This is a genomic window from Burkholderia sp. AU19243, assembly GCF_018148075.1.
Classification (GTDB): domain Bacteria; phylum Pseudomonadota; class Gammaproteobacteria; order Burkholderiales; family Burkholderiaceae; genus Burkholderia; species Burkholderia latens_A.
In genome coordinates this window covers 226,279-244,681 of sequence record NZ_JAGSTV010000007.1, presented here as the reverse complement: position 1 = coordinate 244,681, position 18,403 = coordinate 226,279, and the positions used below count along the sequence as shown (strand labels likewise).

Sequence of the window (18,403 nt, the reverse complement as noted above, 5' to 3'; positions counted from 1 at the left end):
AAATACCGCGCTTTTTTATTTCCTCGCAGTCGTCAATCGGATCTGCCGACGCGGCGGCGCATCACCACCACCAGCCCGGATAGCCATAGCCGATGCCGGTGCCCCACCGGTTGCCCCAGCCGCCGCTGTAATAACCGCCGTATACCGTCACCGGCGGCGGCGCGTAATACGACCATGCGCGCGCGGCAGCTTCCGCCGCCATCGCATCGTTCTGCTCGCGCAGCACCTGCCGGTCGATTTCGTCGTAGCGTTTGCGCTCGGCGCTCGACAGGGCGGGCGGCTGGCCGCCCGACGTACCGGCTTCGGGCAGGCGGCTCAGGATCGTCGACGAAGGCGGCTGCACCGCGCAGCCGGTGAGCGCCAGCATGCCGGCTGCGACGCTGGTCAGGACGAGAGTGCGGAACGGGCGATTCATCTGTTTCTCCAGCAGCGCGCCGCCAGCGCGAAGCGGCTTGCGCCGAAGGCCGGGCCCGCGGCGCGCAAGCCGTACGTGCGACGCTTGTGCGCCATTATGCGCCCGCGCCAGCTTCGCGACACGGGCGCGCGGCTCAATGGCGCTGATCGGTCGCGGGCGTGATCCCGGTCGCGAGTTCCGGTGCGGCGAACAATTGCGCGACGTCGACGGGATCGAACTCGTAGCGCTGGTTGCAGAACTCGCAGTGGATCTCGACATGACCGCGCTCGACGATCACGCTGTCGACTTCTTCGCGGCCGAGCATGCGCAGCATCGCGCCGACCTTCTCGCGCGAGCACGAGCACTGAAAACGCGTACCGGCGGGATCGAAGTGCTGCACGTTTTCTTGCCAGAAGAGGCGGCGGAACACGACTTCCGGCTCGACCTCGAGCAGTTCCTTCGCGGACAGCGTGCTGCCGAGCGTGCAGACGCGCTCCCAGGTGTCGGCGTCGGTCTCGGCGTTGCGCGGCACGATGCCGCCGTCGCCCGGCAGCTTTTGCAGCAGCATGCCGACCGCACGGTCGCGGTCGGCCGCGAGCCACAGGCGGGTGTCGAGCTGCTCGGAATGGTGCATGTAGTGCTCGAGCACCTGCGACACCGACTCCAGCGGCCCGTCCACGCCGTTCAGCGGCACGATCCCCTGATATGGCTGCTGGCCCGGCAGCTTTTCCGCCGGGTCGAGCGTAATCACGCAACGGCCGTGGCCGCTCGCATTGACGAGCGTCGCAAAGTGCGTATCGTCGCCGATCGTCTGCGCGGCATCGCCGGCGAACTTGGCCGTCGCGCGCATCGACAAGTCCGAGTTGCACTGGACGACCAGCATCTGGACCGGCCCGTCGCCGAAGATCTGCATGATCAGGGTGCCGTGAAATTTCAGGTTCGCCGACAGCAGCGCGCACGCGGCCATCATCTCGCCGAGCACCGTGCGCACCGGAGCAGGGTAGTCGCGGCGGGAAAGCACCTCTTGCCACGTGTTGCGCAGCGACACGATCTCGCCGCGCACGGGTGCCGAATTGAACATGAATTTCTGTAACTGGTCGCTCACTCTTGTTCCTTGAAATCCGCGCGAATCATCCGATCCGCACGAGTTGCTCCTTGAAATGCGCACGCCGCTCGACGTACGTCTTTGCGTTTGCGCGCAGCCGCGCGATGTCGTCGGCCGACAGCTCGCGCACGACTTTCGCCGGGGCGCCGAGAATCAGCGAATTGTCCGGGAACGTCTTGCCTTCCGTCACGACCGCGCCGGCACCAACCAGACAGTTGCGGCCGATCACCGCGCCATTCAAGACCACCGCCTGAATTCCGATCAGCGACCCCTCGCCGATCGTGCAGCCGTGCAGCATCGCCTGGTGCCCGATCGTCACGTTTTCGGCAATCGTCAGAGGAAATCCGGGGTCCGTGTGCAGGACTGCGCCTTCCTGGACGTTGCTGCCCGCACCCACCGTGATCGTCTCGTTGTCGCCGCGAATCGTCGCACCGAACCATACGCTCGCGTTTTCGTCGAGCACGACCTTGCCGATGATGGCCGCCGTATCGGCGACGAATACGCTTTCGTGGATCGTCGGGGCCGTATCGCCCAGTTTGTAGATCGTCACGGAGTCTCCTGGTCTCTTCGATGGTGGGCGCCGGTAGAATGGCGCGTCTGGCGTGCCGTGCGCATCGCGTTGCGGCACAAACGCATATTGTAAACCGTCGCGTGCATGCGTTCCCGCGAGGTGCGCGCGGTGTCACGTTCGATGAGCATGGAGTCTTCTTCTTTCCCTGCCGTGCAGGTGTGCGTGCGGCGCGCCGCGCTCGACGCGCTGCGGATGTCGGCGCCGGCCGCGAAGGCCGCACGGGTACGTGCGCTGTACGACGCATGGCTGGCCGGGCAGGCCGCGATCGCGCCGGCGCTCGGGCTGGACGAACCCGCGGGGCTGCCGGGGCGGCCGATACGCCCGCCGCTCGTCGAACCGCGCCAGCTCGAGCGGCGCAGCATGCGTTCGCCCGCGGGGCGGGCGGTGCTGCTGCACGCGCTCGCGCATATCGAATTCAATGCGATCAATCTCGCGCTCGACGCGGTGTGGCGCTTCGCGGGCATGCCCGAAGCATTCTATGCAGACTGGCTGAAGGTCGCGGCCGAGGAGGCCTATCACTTCACGCTGCTGTCCGATCGACTCGCCGACGGGTTCGGCCACGCATACGGCGATTTTCCCGCGCACAACGGACTGTGGGAAATGTGCGAGCGGACCAAGGGCGACGTGCTTGCGCGCATGGCGCTCGTGCCGCGAACGCTGGAGGCGCGCGGGCTCGACGCATCGCCGCCGATCCGCGCGCGGCTGTTGCAGGCAGGCGACGATGCGTCCGCGGCGATCCTCGACGTGATTCTGCGCGACGAGATCGGTCACGTCGCGATCGGCAACCGCTGGTTCCGGTATCTGTGCGACGCGTCGGGCCTTGATCCGGTATCGACCTACCGTCAGCTTGCCGAGCGATACCACGCGCCGCGGCTGCGCGGCCCGTTCAATTTCGATGCGCGCCGCACGGCAGGATTCGAGCAGGCGGAACTGGACGAACTTGCTGCGCAGGACGCGGCCGACGGCAAAGCGGCGGATTAGGCCGCCGAGACGCTGCGGTCTCGACGTGCCGGCACACGCCCGCGATACCGCCGTTCGGGCGCTGCCTCGCCTCGGCGTGGCTTGATCCGCTCGACGCTCGCGCCCGCCGTGTCGCCGAGTCGCCATGGCTAGAGAGCGCTCTCGACTCTCGGACGCCGGATCGCCTGCGCCGCCGCTATAATCGAACGACCATTCTTTTTTTGGCGGCTGCAAATGAGTGCCTCGAGTTCTGTTTCCGATTTCGTCACGGTGCGCGGCGTGAAGCTGCATGTGCGCCGCTGGGGCCGGCCCGATGCGCCGACGCTGTTCATGCTGCATGGCTGGATGGACGTCGCGGCGTCGTTCCAGTTCGTCGTGGACGCGCTCGCGGGCGACTGGCAGGTGATCGCGCCGGACGCGCGCGGCTTCGGCCTGTCCGACTGGCCGGTCGCACGGCAGGGAGGCGGGCATTACTGGTTTCACGAATATCTGGGCGATCTCGACGCGCTCATCGATCACTATGCGCCGACCGGCGAAGTCAATCTGGTCGGGCACAGCATGGGCGCGAACGTCGTGTGCCTGTACGCGGGTGCGCGGCCCGAGCGCGTGCGGCGCGTGGTGGATCTCGAAGGATTCGGGCTTGCGCCCGCCAAGGCCGAGCAGGCGCCGCGACGGCTGCGCGGCTGGCTCGACGAACTGCGCGAGCCGCCGGTGCTGCGTCCGTACGCGTCGCTCGACGACGTCGCGGCGCGGCTGATCAAGACCAATCCGCGGCTCGCGCCGCACCGGGCCGAATTTCTTGCCGCGCACTGGTCGAAGCGGGGTGACGACGGCCAGTACCATCTGCTGGCGGACCCGGCGCACAAGATCGCGGGGCCGCAGCTGTACCGGCTCGACGAGGTGATGGCCGTGTGGAAGCAGGTGCGCGCGAAGGTGCTGCACGTCGAGGCGGTCAATTCGCCGACGCTCGCGTACCTCGCGGGCGACATTCCGCTGCCGGAGTTCAAGGCCCGCTTCGCGGCGTTCCCGGACTGGCGTGAAAAGCTCGTCGAGGATGCCGGCCACATGGTTCATCACGATCAGCCGGAACAAATCGCCGCGCTGATCGAGGCGTTCTGCGCTTGAGCCGGCGGCGGCAGCAGCGGCGGGGCGGGCGGCGCAATTGCCGCATTGCAGTAGAATGAAGCTTCACCTGCCATACTGACGATGAACGCCGATCTCCACTGCCATTCGAATGTTTCCGACGGGTTGCTGTCGCCTGCCGACGTCGCGCGCCGCGCCCATGCCGGCGGCGTGACCCTGTGGGCGCTGACCGACCACGACGAAATCGGCGGCCAGGCGGCGGCGCGCAGCGAGGCGGAAGCGCTCGGCATGCGCTACCTGAGCGGTGTCGAGATTTCGGTTACATGGGCGTCGCGCACGGTGCACATCGTCGGGCTGCACATCGATCCGTCGAACCCGACGCTCGTCGACGGCCTCTATCGCACCCGCCACGGCCGCGCGGCCCGCGCGCAGGCGATCGGCGCGCAACTCGAGACGCTTGGTATTCCCGGCGCGTACGAAGGCGCGCTGAAGTATGTTTCGAATCCCGACCTGATTTCGCGCACGCACTTCGCGCGATTCCTGGTCGAGAACGGCCACGCCGCATCCACGTCGGACGTGTTCGATCGCCTGCTCGGCGACGGCAAGCCCGGTTTCGTTCCGCACCGCTGGGCGACGCTGTCGGATGCCGTCGGATGGATCCGCGCGGCGGGCGGCGAGGCCGTGGTCGCGCACCCGGGCCGCTACCGCTACACGCCGGTCGAATTCGACGCGTTCTTCGGCGAATTCATCGATCTCGGCGGCCGCGCGATCGAGGTCATCACGGGCAGCCATACGCCCGACCAGTATCGCGAATACGCGGACGTCGCGCGCCGCTTCGGCTTCGAAGTGTCGCGCGGCTCGGATTTCCATGCGCCGGGCGAGGGCCGCGTCGAACTCGGCGGCCTGCCGCCGTTGCCGCCCGACCTGAAACCGGTCTGGGAGCGCTGGCTCTGACGCGTCGAGGCCGCTGGCCGTTCGCGTCGGCGCCCGCGCGCGCATCCGACTTTCCCTTCTTTACGTGCCTCCATGTCCCAGTTCTTCAGGATTCATCCGGATAATCCGCAGCCGCGCCTGATCAAGCAGGCAGCGGACATCGTCAGCAAGGGCGGCGTGATCGCGATGCCGACCGATTCGAGCTACGCGCTCGCGTGCCATCTCGACGACAAGGACGCGGTCGAGCGCGTGCGCCGCATTCGCGGCCTCGACGAGAAGCAGCACCTGTCGCTGCTCGTGCGCGACCTGTCGGAACTCGCGAACTTCGCGATGGTGGACAACCGCCAGTACCGGCAGATCAAATCGGTGACGCCGGGCCCGTACGTGTTCATCCTGCAGGCGACGAAGGAAGTGCCGCGCCGGCTGTCGCATCCGTCGCGCAAGACGATCGGGCTGCGCGTGCCCGATCACGCGATCACGCTCGCGCTGCTCGAGTCGCTCGGCCAGCCGCTGCTCGGCACGACGCTGATCCTGCCGCCGGACGACGAGCCGCTGAACGATCCCGAGGAGATCCGCGCGCGGCTCGAGAAGCAGGTCGATCTCGTGATCGACGGCGGCGCGTGTCCGCGCGAGCCGTCGACGGTGATCGACCTGACGGCAGACGTGCCGCAGCTCGTGCGCGCGGGGCGCGGCGCGCTCGAACCGTTCGGATTGTCGGTTGCGTAAGCGCCGTTCATTTTTGCGCGAGTGCGCTTGTTACAATAACGCGATATGGATGCTTCCCTGATACAGACCATCGCCGTCTACGCGCTGCCCGTGATCTTCGCGATCACGCTGCACGAGGCCGCGCACGGCTATGCCGCACGCCTGCTGGGCGACAACACCGCGTACATGATGGGACGCGTATCGTTCAATCCGATGCGCCACATCGACCCGCTCGGCACGATCGCGATTCCGCTCGCGATGTATTTCCTGACGGGCGGCGCCTTTCTGTTCGGCTATGCGAAGCCGGTGCCGGTGTCGTTCGGCAACCTGCGCGATCCGCGCTGGGGCAGCCTGTGGGTGTCCCTCGCGGGGCCGGCCTGCAACTTCGTGCAGGCGCTGGTATGGGGCGTGTTGACCATCGTGCTGCCAGTCGTCGGCATCGACGAACCATTCTTCACGCGGATGGCCTATGCGGGCGTCAGCGCGAACCTGGTGCTCGGCGTGTTGAACCTCTTTCCGCTGCCGCCGCTCGACGGCGGCCGCATCCTGGCGGCGCTGCTGCCGCCGAAGCAATCGATCGCGCTGTCGCGCATCGAACCGTACGGTTTCATCATCGTCCTCGTGCTCGTCGCGACGGGCGTGCTGACGAACTTCTGGCTGCGCCCGCTTGTGAACGCCGCGGCCGGCGTGCTGAGCGCCATCCTGTCCCCCTTCGCCTCGCTTTTCTAACGACAATCATGTTCCCAGATCGTATTTTCTCCGGCATGCGACCCACCGGGTCGCTGCACCTCGGCCACTACCACGGCGTGCTGAAAAACTGGGTGAAGCTGCAGTCCGAGTACCCGTGCTTTTTCTGCGTGGTCGACTGGCATGCGCTTACGACGCACTACGAAACGCCCGAGGTCATCGAGAAGAACGTGTGGGACGTGCTGATCGACTGGCTTGCGTCCGGCATCGATCCGGCGCAGGCAACGCTATTCATCCAGAGCAAGGTGCCGGAGCACGCGGAACTCGCGCTGCTGCTCGGCATGAGCACGCCGCTCGGCTGGCTCGAACGCGTGCCGACGTACAAGGAGCAGATGGAGAAGCTGAAGGACAAGGACCTGTCGACCTACGGCTTCCTCGGCTACCCGGTGCTGATGGCGGCCGACATCCTGCTGTATCGCGGCTCGCTCGTGCCGGTCGGTGAAGATCAGGTGCCGCACGTCGAGATGACGCGCGAGATCGCACGCCGCTTCAACTACCTGTACGGCCGCGAGCCGGGCTTCGAGGAGAAGGCGCTCGAAGCCGCGAAGAAGCTCGGCGGCAAGCGCGCGAAGCTCTATCACGAGTTGCGCAACGCGTACCAGCAAGACGGCGACGACGAAGCGCTCGAGCAGGCGCGTGCGATGCTGCAGGAATCGCAGAGCCTGTCGATGAGCGACCGCGAGCGGTTGTTCGGCTATCTGGAGGGCGCGCGCAAGATCATCCTGGTCGAGCCGCAGGCGTTGCTGACCGAAGCGTCGCGGATGCCGGGCCTCGACGGCCAGAAGATGTCGAAGTCGTACGGCAACACGATCGGGCTGCGCGAGGACGCGGAGACGATCACGAAGAAGGTCCGCACGATGCCGACCGATCCCGCGCGCGTGCGCCGCACCGATCCGGGCGACCCCGACAAGTGCCCTGTTTGGCAGCTGCACCAGGTCTATACCGATGAAGCGACGCACCAGTGGGTGCAGAACGGCTGCCGCTCGGCGGGCATCGGGTGCCTCGACTGCAAGCAGCCGGTCGTCGAAGGAATCCTGCGCGAACAGCAGCCGATGCTCGAACGCGCGCAGAAGTACATGGACGACCCGTCGCTGCTGCGTGCGATCGTCGCGGACGGTTGCGACAAGGCGCGCAAGCACGCGGTCGAGACGATGCGCGACGTGCGCGAGGCGATGGGCCTGTCGTACACCTGAGCGGACGGCATGCGCGAACCCGTCATTGCCGCCGCGGGCGGCCACGTCGCCCAGACCGAACCGTCGCGCTGGGTTGCGCGCTGGTCGCGGCTCGTCCGCGCGGGCGGCGCGGTGCTTGACGTCGCCGCGGGCGGCGGCCGCCATGCGCGCTGGTTCGCCTCGCACGGGCACCCGGTTGTCGCGCTCGATCGCGATCCGGCCGCACTCGGCGCATTGCGCGCGATTCCCGCTGTCGACGCGCGCGACGCGGATCTGGAAGGGGCACCGTGGCCGTTGCCGGCGGGCGTGTCGTTCGCGGCCGTGATCGTTACCCATTATCTGCATCGACCGCTCTGGCCCCATCTGCTCGATGCGGTCGCCCCGGGCGGCGTGCTGATCTACGAAACCTTCGCGCAAGGAAACGAAACGGTCGGCAAACCGTCCAATCCCGCGTTCCTGCTCGCCCCGGGCGAGCTGCTGGACGCAGTGCGCGGCCATCTGCGGGTAGTCGCATACGAGGACGGATTTGTCGCCGCGCCACGCCCGGCGTTCGTGCAACGCATCTGCGCGGTACGCGAGGGCGCGACCCCGACGGCGGGGGCGGGAATTCCACGTTACGAACTGCCCGGCTAATCCGTTACAATCCCAACGTTTACCGGTACATCAATCAATCGCGTTTCATGGCTAACGGCACCCAAGACGGCATTCAAATCCGCGGCAGCATCCCCGCGATCGTCACCCCGATGCTCGAAGACGGCAGTCTCGATCTGCCGGCGTTTCGCAAACTGATCGACTGGCACATCGAGGAAGGCACCGACGCGCTCGTCGTGGTCGGCACGAGCGGCGAGTCGGCAACGCTCAACGTCGAAGAGCACATCCTGATGATCCGCACGGCCGTCGAGCATGCGGCGAAGCGCATTCCGATCATCGCGGGCGCAGGCGGCAATTCGACTGCCGAGGCGATCGAGCTGTCGAAGCACGCGAAGGCGGTCGGCGCCGACGCGACGCTGCAGGTCGTGCCGTACTACAACAAACCCACGCAGGAAGGGATGTACCGTCATTTCAAGACGATCGCGGAAGCGGTCGATCTGCCGGTCATCCTGTACAACGTGCCGGGCCGCACGGTCGCGGACATGACGCACGAGACCACGCTGCGCCTGGCGCAGGTGCCGGGCATCATCGGCGTGAAGGAAGCGACCGGCAACATCGACCGTGCCGCGCACCTGATCAAGGCCGCACCGAAGCATTTTGCGATCTACAGCGGCGACGATCCGACCGCGATCGCGCTGATGCTGCTCGGCGGCCACGGCAACATTTCGGTGACGGCGAACGTCGCGCCGCGCGCGATGAGCGAACTGTGCCGCGCCGCGCTGGCCGGCGACGTCGCGACGGCGCGCGCGCTGCACATGAAGCTGCTGTCGCTGCACAAGAATCTGTTCATCGAGGCGAACCCGATTCCGGTGAAATGGGCGCTGCAGGCGATGGGCAAGATGCAGGGCGGCATCCGCCTGCCGCTCACGCCGCTCGACGAGCGTTGCCACGATGTCGTGCGTTCGGCTCTCGTCGAGGCCGGCGTCCTCGCCTGATGCTCGGGCGGCCGCGTTCTGCGGCCGCCGGCTCGACCCCTGATCAACCCGCACCGGCCGGCTCCGTCCGGCGCCGCTCCTGACGAGCGTTCTAGCAAGACGAAGGATTTCATGAAACGTTTCGCCTTTTCCTCTCGCGCCATCCAGGTTTCGGTGATGGCGCTGGCGCTGGGCGCGCTCGCCGGCTGCGATACGCTGAACGATTATCTGGCCCCCGACAAGGTCAACTACAAGAACACGGGCTCGGCACCGCCGCTCGCAGTGCCGAGCGACCTGAAGCCGGTGCCGACGACCCAGCAGTTCGTCGCACCGCCGAGCAACGCCGGCCTGGGCACGCTGCCGCCGCGGGCGACCACCGCGGCCGGCAATGCGACCGACGGCGTGCCGAGCGCGCAGGATCCGCTCGGCATGCACATCGAGCGCGACGGCGATCGCCGCTGGCTCGTCGTCGATGGCCGCACGCCCGAGCAGCTGTGGCCGATCCTGAAGGAATTCTGGCAGGAGAACGGCTTCTCGCTGAAGACCGACGCACCGTCGACCGGCATCATGGCTACCGACTGGGCCGAGAACCGAGCAAACATTCCGGACGACTGGTTCCGCCGTACGATCGGCAAGGTCATCGACTTCGCGTACTCGTCGGGCACGCGCGACCGCTTCCGTACGCTCGTGAACCGGACGCCGGACGGCAACACCGATATCTCGATCACGCACAGCGCGATGGAGGAAATGATGGTCGGTCCGCAGGGTGGCACGTCGTCGCGCTGGGAAGAGCGTCCGCGCAACCCGGTGCTCGAGGCCGTGTTCCTGTCGAAGCTGATGCAGAAGTTCGGGCTGAGCGATGCGCAGGCGAAGCAGCTGCTGGCTGACGCGCGTCCGGCGACGGCGCCGGCGCAGGTCCGCGACACGAGCGGCGGCGCCGCGACGCTGCAACTCGCGGAATCGTTTGACCGTGCGTGGCTGCGCGTCGGTCTCGCGCTCGACCGCACCAACTTCGCGGTCGACAACCGCGACCGCGAGAAGGGTCTGTACACGGTGCGCTACGCGAACACGATGGAGGAGCTGAAGCGCGACGGCCTGTTCGGCAAGCTGTTCTACGGCGGCCCGTCGGCGGCCAAGCCCGGCAAAGAATATCTGGTCAACGTGCGCGCGCAGGGCACTGGCGGCACGCAGGTGGCGGTAGTCGACGCGAACGGCCAGATCGACAACTCGTCGGACGCGCAGCGGATCATTTCGCTGCTGCACGCCCAGCTGAACTGATCGCGTGCGCTTCGCCAGCCTCGGTAGCGGCAGCGAAGGCAACGCGCTGGTCGTCGAGGTGTCGAGCGGCACGACGACCACCCGCGTGCTGCTCGACTGCGGTTTTTCTGCGAAGGAGGTCGAGCGCCGGCTCGGCCGACTGAATCTTGGCATCGACGATCTCGATGCGATCCTCGTCACACACGAACACAGCGACCACGTCGGCAGCGCGTTGACGCTCGCACGGCGCGGCTCGCTGCCGCTCTACATGAGCTGGGGCACGGCCCGAGCCGTCGGGGCGGATGAAGCCGACGTCGACCTGCACGTACTGTGGGGCGACGAGACGGCCGCGATACGCGATCTGGCCGTGATCCCCTACACGGTGCCCCACGACGCGCGGGAGCCGCTTCAATTCGTCTTCATGGACGGCTGCCGCCGGCTCGGCGTGCTGACCGACGTCGGCATGGCCACGCCGCACATCACGGCCGTGCTGAGCGGCTGCGACGCGCTCGTGCTGGAATCGAACCACGATACTGCGATGCTTGCCGGGAGCCGCTACCCGCAGTCGCTGAAGGCGCGCATTGGCGGCACGCACGGCCATCTCAGCAACGACGCCGCGGCCGGTATCCTCGCATCGCTCGAACGCAGCCGCCTCCAGCACCTCGTGGCGGCTCACCTGAGCCAGCAGAACAACCGGCCGGAGCTGGCCCGGCAGGCATTTGCCGGCGTGCTGGGAACGGACGGGGAGGAGGTAGTCGTCGCCACGCAGGATACGGGTTTCGACTGGCTTACGCTCGGCTGAGCGGGCGTGGAAGAGGGCGGTCGGCGTGGCCGGCCGCCGTGGCGGCATCGCGCGGTGCGCGGAACCGACAGACGTAAAAAAACCGGCCTCGCGGGCCGGTTTTTTTTCAGCTGATGCTGAGGCTTACTGGCTTGCGCCCGAAGCCGGAGCAGCCGTCGCTGCCGAAGCAGCCGACGCCACAGCAGCAGCTGCATCGCTCGCAGCAGCCGAAGCCGACGAAGCTGCAGCCGATGCGTCGCTCGCAGCACCAGCAACTGCCGAAGCAGCCGACGAAGCAGCAGCAGCAGCGTCGCTAGCAGCCGACGAAGCAGCTTGATCAGCGCTCTTGTTGCAAGCAGCCAGTGCAACAGCAGCCAACAGGGAAGCTACGAGGAGGGATTTCTTCATGATCACGTCCTTTTATGGTTAAAGGTAAGCAACAGCGCGAAACAATACCGGTAATGTGCTCCAACACCGACCTGGGCCGCTGGTGGAGACGCACTTCTAGAGCGTGAATCTTCCCTACGGCTTGGGCGGAAATTATATGCACTTTCCTATCGACCGTCGACAAATGCGGGGTCAATACGTTGTCTTTCCCATACAGAATTTGATCTGCACGGGCATACGGGGCGATTCACTAAATCCGGCTTCCGACCCGTATCCAGCCCGCACAATACCACTCGTGCAGCAAGGCTGTCATTGAGGGAACCCGGGATAGTGTTACAAACCGTTTCGCCTCCATCCGACGCCGATTCGCCAGCTCCGGCAGCCATTCACCGGCCTGCTCGAGCGGTTCTTCTTCGCCATTAATGAAGTACGAGCGCGCGTTATACATCAATGCGGCCCTTCTGTCGAGATATACGCCGCGACGTGATGCCTGCGCGACGAATGCGGCCTCGGACAGCGGGCGCGCCGGCGGCTCGAATACGACGTTGGATTTGGGTTCGCTCAGGTAGCAGCCCAGGAATTGCGCGACGTCGCGCTTGCGCCAGCGTATCGCGTCGACGATCTCCGCGACGCGATCGACCATCGCAGGCGGCAGCTGTGCGGGTGTGTCGACGGCCGGCTGCTTTGGATCGCGGTAGAGTGCGTCGCCGCGGTCATCGCGCAGGCCGCCGCGTTCCGCGAGGTAGTACAGGAACTGCGCACCCAGTTCGCCGGCCGACGGCGCCCTGAAGCCGATCGAGCAGGTCATGCATTCGCCCTCGGCCACGCCGTCGTGCGCGATGTGCGGGGGCAGGTACAGCATATCGCCCGGCTCCAGCACCCACTCGTCGCTCGGCTCGAAATGCTCGAGGATCTTCAGCGGCACGTCGGGCCGCAGCGACAGGTCCGTCTGCGCGCCGATTCGCCAGCGGCGCCGGCCTTCGACCTGCAGCAGGAATACGTCGTACGAGTCGAAGTGCGGGCCCACGCCGCCGCCGTCCGTCGCATAGGAAATCATCAAGTCGTCGAGCCGCGCGTCCGGCACGAAGCGGAACCGGTCGAGCAGCGCCCGGGCGGCGTCGACGTGCAGGTCGAGCCCTTGCACGAGCAGGGACCATGACTTGCGCGACACGGCCGGCAGTGCGCCCGGTTCGAATGGACCGTGCGCCAGTTGCCACTTGTTACGAAAATGGGTGATGAGTCGCGATTCGGCGTCATAGTCGGCTGCCAGCTCGAACAGCGCATCGCGCGTGACCGGTGGCTTCACGCCGGGGATAGCCTGACGGATCAGCAGCGGTTTCTTCTGCCAGTAGCGGCGCATGAATTGCGCGGGCGTGAGGCCGCCGAGCAGCGGTGTGGGATGATCGGGGGGCGGCGCGCCGAGCGGGGCGGCAGCGGCGTCCCGCGGTTCGGCTTGAGACCGGTTGCGCATCGTATAATGAGACTTGTATTTGGGAGAATTGGATGAAAATCGCAAAAAACACCGTCGTGTCGGTCGCTTACAAGCTGTCGGATGCGCAAGGCAATCTGATCGAGGAAAGCGACGAGCCGATGGTTTATCTGCACGGCGGCTATGATGGCACGTTCCCCAAGATCGAGGAACAGCTCGACGGCCAGGAGCCCGGTTACCAGGCGCAGATTCAGCTCGAGCCGCAGGACGCGTTCGGCGACTACGATCCCGAACTCGTGAAGATCGAGCCGCGCGATCGTTTTCCCGAGCCGCTCGAAGTGGGCATGCAGTTCGAAGGCACGCCGGAAGACGGCGACGAGGAAGTGGATTCGCTGATCTATACGGTCACCGACATCGCCGACGACAAGGTCGTGCTCGACGGCAATCACCCGCTCGCAGGCATGGCGCTGCGGTTTGCGCTCACGGTGAAGGACGTGCGCGAAGCGACCGACGACGAGATCGAGCATGAGCACGCGCACGGCGCGGAAGGCCTCGAAATCGTCGACGAGGACGAAGACGACGACGGCGACACGCCGTCAGGGCGTACGCTGCACTGAACTGGCGGGCAGGCCCGGCGCCGGCCCCGAAGCAGCGGGCGGCGCGGGCCACGCAGCACCGCTCGGCGGCGTACCGTCGCCTTGCAGCGGCGGCGCAACCGACGACGAGTCCGGCAATGCAGGCAGCGCAGGGATCTCGGGCATCTGGGGCAGCGGCACGTCGTCGCGCGGTACGGCCGGCAGCGCGGGCGGAACCGGCAGGTTCTTCGGTACCTCCTGCAGGCTCACGTTGAAGATCGTCTGCCGTGCCGGCGATACGTTCACCTTCACCCATTGAGTCGCCGGATGACGCGGTCCGATCGCGACCCGCGTCACATTCCCGACCAGCACACCGTCGTCCGCATGCAGCGGCCGATCGATCAGAAAACCGTTCGGCAGCGGCACGCTGCTCGCGTGCATCACCAGTATCGGGCCGCGGAACGTCGCCGCTGCCTTCACCAACGTACGTTTGAGCTCGCGAAAGCCGTCGCGCACGCGCGGCCGGTTAAAGCGCAGCCACGCAAAACGTTCGGCGCGTTCGTAGCGATCGAATTGCGGATCACCTTCGAAAATCACCACCATCGCACGCGCATCGCGCCGCTTCGCAAATTCGGCTGCATGGTCGATCCAGAAGCCGTTTGCGACCACGCGGTCCTCGAACTCGCCGTTGCGGCCGCCGGCCGTCAAAAAATGATTGTTCGGCGCCGGTGCGTTAAGTGCGACGTAGACGACGTCGTCATGCATCCAGCGCGCGTTTTCGCGATACGGCCGGAAGCGCGCGACCTCGCTTTCGCGCGTGATCGGCAGTGCGCCGGGATCGGGCAGCGCCGCGTCGGCAAGCAGCGACTGCCGCACGAAATCCAGCCGCTCGACAGGATCGTAGCCGCCGCCGGCCGTCGTGCCGCAGGTCACCCAGTCATCGTGGCCGGGCACGAAGACCAGCGGCGCGCGCGCCGCGTTCAGGATTGCGCCGCGCTGCGTGTATAGCGCGTCGCGGCATGCTTCCCTCGCACCCTTGAGGTCGCCGGCATAGACGACGAACGCCAGGCCACGCTCCCGCGCGATCGCATCGAGCAGCCGCTGGGCAGTCGGCTCGTCAGCCGGTGCGTCGATTACGCCGGACACGACCGCGAACGAGTAGGGCGCGGCCGAGCGCTTCGGCGGTGCGGCCCGCGCTTCACCCTGGGCCAGTGCGAGCGCCGCCGCGATCAGCGCGGCGGCGGCGGCGCGGGCGGGTACGCCCGACGCGACGCGTTTATGCGCGCCCGTCGGCATCGTGCGAGCGAACCAGCGCGCGCAATTCATACAGCAGGTCGAGCGCGTCGCGCGGCTTGAGGTCGTCGGGATCGATGCCTCGCAGCTTTTCGAGCGCAGGATGCGGGGTGGGGGATGCCGCGGGCGCATCCGCGCATTCGAACGCGTCGCCCGCCACCGACGGCGCGCTGAACAGATCGAGCTGCGGCGTGTGCTGCGTGGCCGACTGCTGTTCCAGATACGCGAGATGCTTGCGCGCCGCGCGGATCACGGGCGCCGGCACGCCCGCCAGCTGCGCGACCTGCAGCCCGTAGCTCTGGTTTGCGGGACCTTCGTTCACCGCGTGCAGGAACACGATGCCGTGGCCGTGCTCGACCGCCGACAGGTGAACGTTTGCCGCTTGCGGGAATTCGGCCGGCAGTTGTGTCAGTTCGAAGTAGTGCGTCGCGAACAGCGTGTAGCAGCCGTTCTGCGCGAGCAGATGGCGCGCGATGGCCCACGCGAGCGCGAGGCCGTCGAAAGTCGACGTGCCGCGGCCGATTTCGTCCATCAGCACGAGGCTTTGCGGGGTCGCGTCGTTCAGGATCGCCGCGGCTTCGGTCATTTCGACCATGAAGGTCGAACGGCCGCCGGCGAGGTCGTCCGCCGCGCCGATTCGCGTGAAGATGCGGTCGATCGGGCCGAAGCAGGCCGATTTCGCGGGCACGTAGCTGCCGACGTACGCCATCAGCGCGATCAGCGCCGTCTGGCGCATGAACGTCGATTTACCGCCCATGTTCGGGCCGGTGATCAGCAGCAGCTTGCGCTCGGCGCCGAACCGGCAGTCGTTGGCGATGAACTGCTCGACCTGCGCTTCGACGACCGGGTGGCGGCCCTGTTCGATCTCGATGCCGATCTCGTCGGTAAACGTAGGCGCGACCCAGTCGAGCGTGCGCGCACGCTCGGCGAACGCGGCGAGCACGTCGAGTTCCGCAAGCGCGGACGCGACGCGCTGGCACTCGGGAATGAACGGCAGCAGCGCCTGCAGCACGCCGTCGTACAGCGCGCGCTCGCGAGCCAGCGCGCGTTCCTGCGCGGACAACGCCTTGTCCTCGAAGGTTTTCAGTTCGGGCGTGATGTAGCGCTCCGCGTTCTTCAGCGTCTGGCGACGGCGATAGTCGTCGGGCACCTTGTCGGTCTGGCCGCGCGTGACCTCGATGTAGAAGCCGTGAACCTTGTTGTATTCGACGCGCAGGTTCGCGATGCCGGTGCGCGCACGTTCGCGTGCTTCGAGATCGATCAAAAACTGCCCGCAGTTCTCGGAGATGTCGCGCAACTCGTCGAGGTCCGCATCGTAGCCGCGCGCGATCACGCCGCCGTCACGGACCATCGCGGCGGGCTCCGGGGCAATCGCGCTCGTCAGCAGGTCCAGGCATTCCGCGGGTGGCGCGAGCGCCGCGTCAATGCGGGCGAGCGCGTCCGCGTTTGCAACGATCGCACCGATGCGTTCGCGCAATGCCGGCAGCGCGGCGAACGTGTCGCGCAGGCTCGAGAGGTCGCGCGGCCGCGCCGACAGCAGCGCGAGACGCCCGGTTATCCGCTCGACGTCGGCGATTTGGCGCAGCGCGCTGCGCAATGCATCGAGACTCGCATTCGCGGGCGCATCGAGCAACGCGCCGATCGCTTGCTGGCGCGCCTGCGCGGCGACCGATGCGCGCGGCGGATGATGCAACCAGTGACGCAGCAGCCGGCTGCCCATCGTCGTGCAACAGGTGTCGAGCAGCGAATACAGCGTCGGCGATTCGGTGCCGCGCAGCGTTTCGGTCAATTCGAGGTTGCGGCGTGTCGCCGGATCGAGCCCGATATATTCGGTTTCGTTTTCTACTTTCAGGCTGCGCACGTGACGCAGCTGCTGGCCCTGGGTGGCCGCCGCGTACAGCAGCAGCGCACCGGCTGCGCCGCATGCGCTCGTCAGCGAATGCGCGCCGAAGCCGTCGAGGCCCGCGACGTCGAGCTGGTCGCACAGCCGCTGGGTGCCCGATGCGATGTCGAAGTGCCATGCCGGTACGCGCTTGATTGCGCCAGCGCCGGCGGGCACGGTGTCGGTTGCGCCGTCCGCGGTCAGGATTTCGGCGGGGCGGATGCGCTCGAGCGCGGCGCCGAGCTGGTCCGGCTCGATTTCTGCGAGCCGCAGTGCGCCGCTTGCGAGGTTCAGCCACGCGAGGCCGATGTTGACCGCGACGCCGCGCTTGTTGTGGCCCGTGCACATCGCGAGCAGGTAGACGTCGCTCTTGTCGGACAGTAGTGCCGCATCGGTCAGCGTGCCGGGTGTGACGACGCGCACGACTTTGCGTTCGACGGGACCCTTCGACGTGGCCGGATCCCCGATCTGCTCGCAGATCGCGACCGATTCGCCCATCTTCACCAGCTTCGCCAGGTATTGCTCGACCGCGTGATGCGGGACGCCGGCCATCTTGATCGGGTTGCCCGCCGATGCGCCGCGCTGCGTGAGGGTCAGGTCGAGCAGACGTGCCGCTTTCTCGGCATCCTCGAAGAACAGCTCGTAGAAGTCGCCCATCCGGTAGAAGACGAGCGTGTCGGGGTGATCGGCCTTGATGCGCAGGTACTGCTGCATCATTGGAGTGTGGCCAGCAAAGGCCTCGGGCGACAGCGTGGTCATAGATCCGGCGTAAAGTTGCTTGAGTTGCCCGAGTTTACCAGCGGCGTCGACGATGGCGTTCCGGATTGGTCGATTGGCCGACCGTTGCGGCGCTCGAACGCCAACGCACGTGCGTGGAAAATGCACACCGCGCATCGTCCCGCTTCAGACGTCGACGGCCCGTGCCGCATGAAGCGGACACGGGCCGTCGAATTGCGCGCCACGCACGGCGGCGATTGCCGGGCTACCGGATGTGCGCGGCGGTACCGGTTCAGCGATCATCTGCGCGTCGATCTTCGGGTTCGCTGCGACGATCTCGTGGCGATGCAGAAAGTGAGCTTCGCCGATGAGGCCGCAAGCCTCTGCGTTCGAGGATCGACAACGGACTATTGTTTATAGGCCGCGCTTAAGACGCCCTGCATAATCATGGGCAGCTTCGTCCAGTGAACGGCTGGCGTTGGCTGTTGCGATCAGGTCTTCCACGAACCAGGGAAGGACGAGCGTCGTTTCTGCGCTCGACAAACCGACTTTTACGCGTTGCGAAGTGTAGTCAGGTTGAGGCACGGTTACTGGAAGGGCGCCATTGGATTGGGGTGCGTCAGCCGCGATGGCTTGCGCGTGCGAAAGTTGTGCGCTCATCAAAAGCGTAAGTGCAGTGGCCGCATGTCGAACAGATGTGTTCATTTTTCATTCATTCCTTGCGAAAAATTGAATCAGCAAAGCAAGGTAATCATCCTAGTGAATTCGTTGCACGCAAAGTATGTGAAATTTGTCAATATCTGTGCGTGAAGCTCACGCCGAGTGCTCGCGTGAGCAAGCGCGCGTT

19 protein-coding genes and 1 pseudogene are annotated in these 18,403 nt (G+C 66.4%); 12 read left to right on the top strand and 8 right to left on the bottom strand.

What is annotated here, in order from left to right:
* Window positions 1-61 precede the first annotated feature (61 nt).
* The 3 genes from KDW55_RS16055 to KDW55_RS16045 all read right to left on the bottom strand — a co-directional run bounded on the left by KDW55_RS16055 (window position 62) and on the right by KDW55_RS16045 (window position 2,049).
* Window positions 62-415 (bottom strand): hypothetical protein, encoded by a 354-nt coding sequence (locus tag KDW55_RS16055; protein ID WP_059546111.1) that lies wholly within the window; start codon window positions 413-415, stop codon window positions 62-64.
* A gap of 133 nt (window positions 416-548) precedes the next feature.
* Window positions 549-1,499, bottom strand: coding sequence for an Hsp33 family molecular chaperone HslO (gene hslO / locus KDW55_RS16050; protein ID WP_040144555.1), 951 nt, complete (start codon window positions 1,497-1,499; stop codon window positions 549-551).
* A 25-nt stretch (window positions 1,500-1,524) separates the two neighbouring features.
* Window positions 1,525-2,049: a gamma carbonic anhydrase family protein gene (locus KDW55_RS16045; protein WP_040144554.1), complete on the bottom strand. Its 525-nt coding sequence runs from the start codon at window positions 2,047-2,049 to the stop codon at window positions 1,525-1,527.
* A 141-nt stretch (window positions 2,050-2,190) separates the two neighbouring features.
* Between KDW55_RS16045 and KDW55_RS16040 the strand changes: the two genes are divergently transcribed.
* The 11 genes from KDW55_RS16040 (at window position 2,191) to KDW55_RS15990 (ending at window position 11,590) form a co-directional block, all read left to right on the top strand.
* Window positions 2,191-3,051: a ferritin-like domain-containing protein gene (locus KDW55_RS16040; RefSeq protein ID WP_212160315.1), complete on the top strand. Its 861-nt coding sequence runs from the start codon at window positions 2,191-2,193 to the stop codon at window positions 3,049-3,051.
* Between the two features lie 213 nt (window positions 3,052-3,264).
* Window positions 3,265-4,155, top strand: coding sequence for an alpha/beta hydrolase (locus KDW55_RS16035; protein ID WP_209820918.1), 891 nt, complete (start codon window positions 3,265-3,267; stop codon window positions 4,153-4,155).
* Between the two features lie 81 nt (window positions 4,156-4,236).
* On the top strand, window positions 4,237-5,067 hold the full coding sequence (locus tag KDW55_RS16030) for a 3',5'-nucleoside bisphosphate phosphatase (RefSeq protein ID WP_040144552.1): 831 nt from the start codon (window positions 4,237-4,239) through the stop codon (window positions 5,065-5,067).
* A gap of 72 nt (window positions 5,068-5,139) precedes the next feature.
* Window positions 5,140-5,772: an L-threonylcarbamoyladenylate synthase gene (locus tag KDW55_RS16025; RefSeq protein WP_040144551.1), complete on the top strand. Its 633-nt coding sequence runs from the start codon at window positions 5,140-5,142 to the stop codon at window positions 5,770-5,772.
* 45 nt (window positions 5,773-5,817) lie between these two features.
* The gene (locus KDW55_RS16020) at window positions 5,818-6,480 is read left to right on the top strand and encodes a site-2 protease family protein (protein WP_040144550.1); all 663 of its coding nucleotides are present in this window, start codon (window positions 5,818-5,820) and stop codon (window positions 6,478-6,480) included.
* An 8-nt stretch (window positions 6,481-6,488) separates the two neighbouring features.
* Window positions 6,489-7,691, top strand: a complete 1,203-nt coding sequence (locus KDW55_RS16015) for a tryptophan--tRNA ligase (protein ID WP_040144549.1) — start codon at window positions 6,489-6,491, stop codon at window positions 7,689-7,691.
* A 9-nt stretch (window positions 7,692-7,700) separates the two neighbouring features.
* On the top strand, window positions 7,701-8,303 hold the full coding sequence (locus KDW55_RS16010; RefSeq protein ID WP_212160236.1) for a class I SAM-dependent methyltransferase: 603 nt from the start codon (window positions 7,701-7,703) through the stop codon (window positions 8,301-8,303).
* A gap of 47 nt (window positions 8,304-8,350) precedes the next feature.
* Window positions 8,351-9,256 (top strand): 4-hydroxy-tetrahydrodipicolinate synthase, encoded by a 906-nt coding sequence (gene dapA / locus KDW55_RS16005; protein ID WP_212160235.1) that lies wholly within the window; start codon window positions 8,351-8,353, stop codon window positions 9,254-9,256.
* A gap of 111 nt (window positions 9,257-9,367) precedes the next feature.
* Complete coding sequence (gene bamC / locus KDW55_RS16000; protein WP_059546103.1) at window positions 9,368-10,513, top strand: outer membrane protein assembly factor BamC; 1,146 nt, start codon at window positions 9,368-9,370, stop codon at window positions 10,511-10,513.
* 4 nt (window positions 10,514-10,517) lie between these two features.
* Window positions 10,518-11,294 (top strand): MBL fold metallo-hydrolase, encoded by a 777-nt coding sequence (locus tag KDW55_RS15995; protein WP_040144545.1) that lies wholly within the window; start codon window positions 10,518-10,520, stop codon window positions 11,292-11,294.
* Between the two features lie 113 nt (window positions 11,295-11,407).
* Window positions 11,408-11,590 (top strand): hypothetical protein, encoded by a 183-nt coding sequence (locus tag KDW55_RS15990; RefSeq protein ID WP_162474623.1) that lies wholly within the window; start codon window positions 11,408-11,410, stop codon window positions 11,588-11,590.
* 320 nt (window positions 11,591-11,910) lie between these two features.
* On the opposite strand, the gene KDW55_RS15985 is transcribed toward KDW55_RS15990, so the two are convergent.
* Complete coding sequence (locus tag KDW55_RS15985) at window positions 11,911-13,131, bottom strand: cupin domain-containing protein (RefSeq protein WP_040144544.1); 1,221 nt, start codon at window positions 13,129-13,131, stop codon at window positions 11,911-11,913.
* Between the two features lie 32 nt (window positions 13,132-13,163).
* Here KDW55_RS15985 and KDW55_RS15980 point away from each other — a divergent pair, with 32 nt between their 5' ends.
* A complete protein-coding gene (locus KDW55_RS15980; protein WP_040144543.1) occupies window positions 13,164-13,706 on the top strand; it encodes a peptidylprolyl isomerase in 543 nt (180 codons plus the stop codon).
* Here KDW55_RS15980 and KDW55_RS15975 read toward each other — a convergent pair.
* The 4 genes and pseudogenes from KDW55_RS15975 to KDW55_RS15960 all read right to left on the bottom strand — a co-directional run bounded on the left by KDW55_RS15975 (window position 13,686) and on the right by KDW55_RS15960 (window position 18,261).
* The gene (locus tag KDW55_RS15975) at window positions 13,686-14,960 is read right to left on the bottom strand and encodes a hypothetical protein (protein ID WP_212160314.1); all 1,275 of its coding nucleotides are present in this window, start codon (window positions 14,958-14,960) and stop codon (window positions 13,686-13,688) included. The two genes, KDW55_RS15980 and KDW55_RS15975, sit on opposite strands and share 21 nt — an antisense overlap.
* Window positions 14,941-17,598 (bottom strand): DNA mismatch repair protein MutS, encoded by a 2,658-nt coding sequence (mutS, locus tag KDW55_RS15970; RefSeq protein WP_212160233.1) that lies wholly within the window; start codon window positions 17,596-17,598, stop codon window positions 14,941-14,943. The genes KDW55_RS15975 and mutS overlap by 20 nt, the downstream gene beginning before the upstream one ends.
* Window positions 17,599-17,853: 255 nt before the next feature.
* Window positions 17,854-17,940: pseudogene (locus KDW55_RS29435) on the bottom strand (inositol monophosphatase); the annotation flags it as partial.
* A gap of 30 nt (window positions 17,941-17,970) precedes the next feature.
* Window positions 17,971-18,261 (bottom strand): hypothetical protein, encoded by a 291-nt coding sequence (locus KDW55_RS15960; RefSeq protein WP_156432171.1) that lies wholly within the window; start codon window positions 18,259-18,261, stop codon window positions 17,971-17,973.
* Window positions 18,262-18,403 lie beyond the last annotated feature (142 nt).

Excerpts from the sequence above, each read along its gene's own strand:
- KDW55_RS16055 (WP_059546111.1), bottom strand. The coding sequence starts at position 415 with ATGAATCGCCCGTTCCGCACTCTCGTCCTGACCAGCGTCGCAGCCGGC.
- KDW55_RS16040 (WP_212160315.1), top strand. The coding sequence starts at position 2,191 with ATGAGCATGGAGTCTTCTTCTTTCCCTGCCGTGCAGGTGTGCGTGCGG.
- KDW55_RS16035 (WP_209820918.1), top strand. The coding sequence starts at position 3,265 with ATGAGTGCCTCGAGTTCTGTTTCCGATTTCGTCACGGTGCGCGGCGTG.
- KDW55_RS16030 (WP_040144552.1), top strand. The coding sequence starts at position 4,237 with ATGAACGCCGATCTCCACTGCCATTCGAATGTTTCCGACGGGTTGCTG.
- KDW55_RS16025 (WP_040144551.1), top strand. The coding sequence starts at position 5,140 with ATGTCCCAGTTCTTCAGGATTCATCCGGATAATCCGCAGCCGCGCCTG.
- KDW55_RS16020 (WP_040144550.1), top strand. The coding sequence starts at position 5,818 with ATGGATGCTTCCCTGATACAGACCATCGCCGTCTACGCGCTGCCCGTG.
- KDW55_RS16015 (WP_040144549.1), top strand. The coding sequence starts at position 6,489 with ATGTTCCCAGATCGTATTTTCTCCGGCATGCGACCCACCGGGTCGCTG.
- KDW55_RS16010 (WP_212160236.1), top strand. The coding sequence starts at position 7,701 with ATGCGCGAACCCGTCATTGCCGCCGCGGGCGGCCACGTCGCCCAGACC.
- dapA (WP_212160235.1), top strand. The coding sequence starts at position 8,351 with ATGGCTAACGGCACCCAAGACGGCATTCAAATCCGCGGCAGCATCCCC.
- bamC (WP_059546103.1), top strand. The coding sequence starts at position 9,368 with ATGAAACGTTTCGCCTTTTCCTCTCGCGCCATCCAGGTTTCGGTGATG.
- KDW55_RS15990 (WP_162474623.1), top strand. The coding sequence starts at position 11,408 with ATGCTGAGGCTTACTGGCTTGCGCCCGAAGCCGGAGCAGCCGTCGCTG.
- KDW55_RS15985 (WP_040144544.1), bottom strand. The coding sequence starts at position 13,131 with ATGCGCAACCGGTCTCAAGCCGAACCGCGGGACGCCGCTGCCGCCCCG.
- KDW55_RS15980 (WP_040144543.1), top strand. The coding sequence starts at position 13,164 with ATGAAAATCGCAAAAAACACCGTCGTGTCGGTCGCTTACAAGCTGTCG.
- KDW55_RS15975 (WP_212160314.1), bottom strand. The coding sequence starts at position 14,960 with ATGCCGACGGGCGCGCATAAACGCGTCGCGTCGGGCGTACCCGCCCGC.
- mutS (WP_212160233.1), bottom strand. The coding sequence starts at position 17,598 with ATGACCACGCTGTCGCCCGAGGCCTTTGCTGGCCACACTCCAATGATG.
- KDW55_RS15960 (WP_156432171.1), bottom strand. The coding sequence starts at position 18,261 with ATGAACACATCTGTTCGACATGCGGCCACTGCACTTACGCTTTTGATG.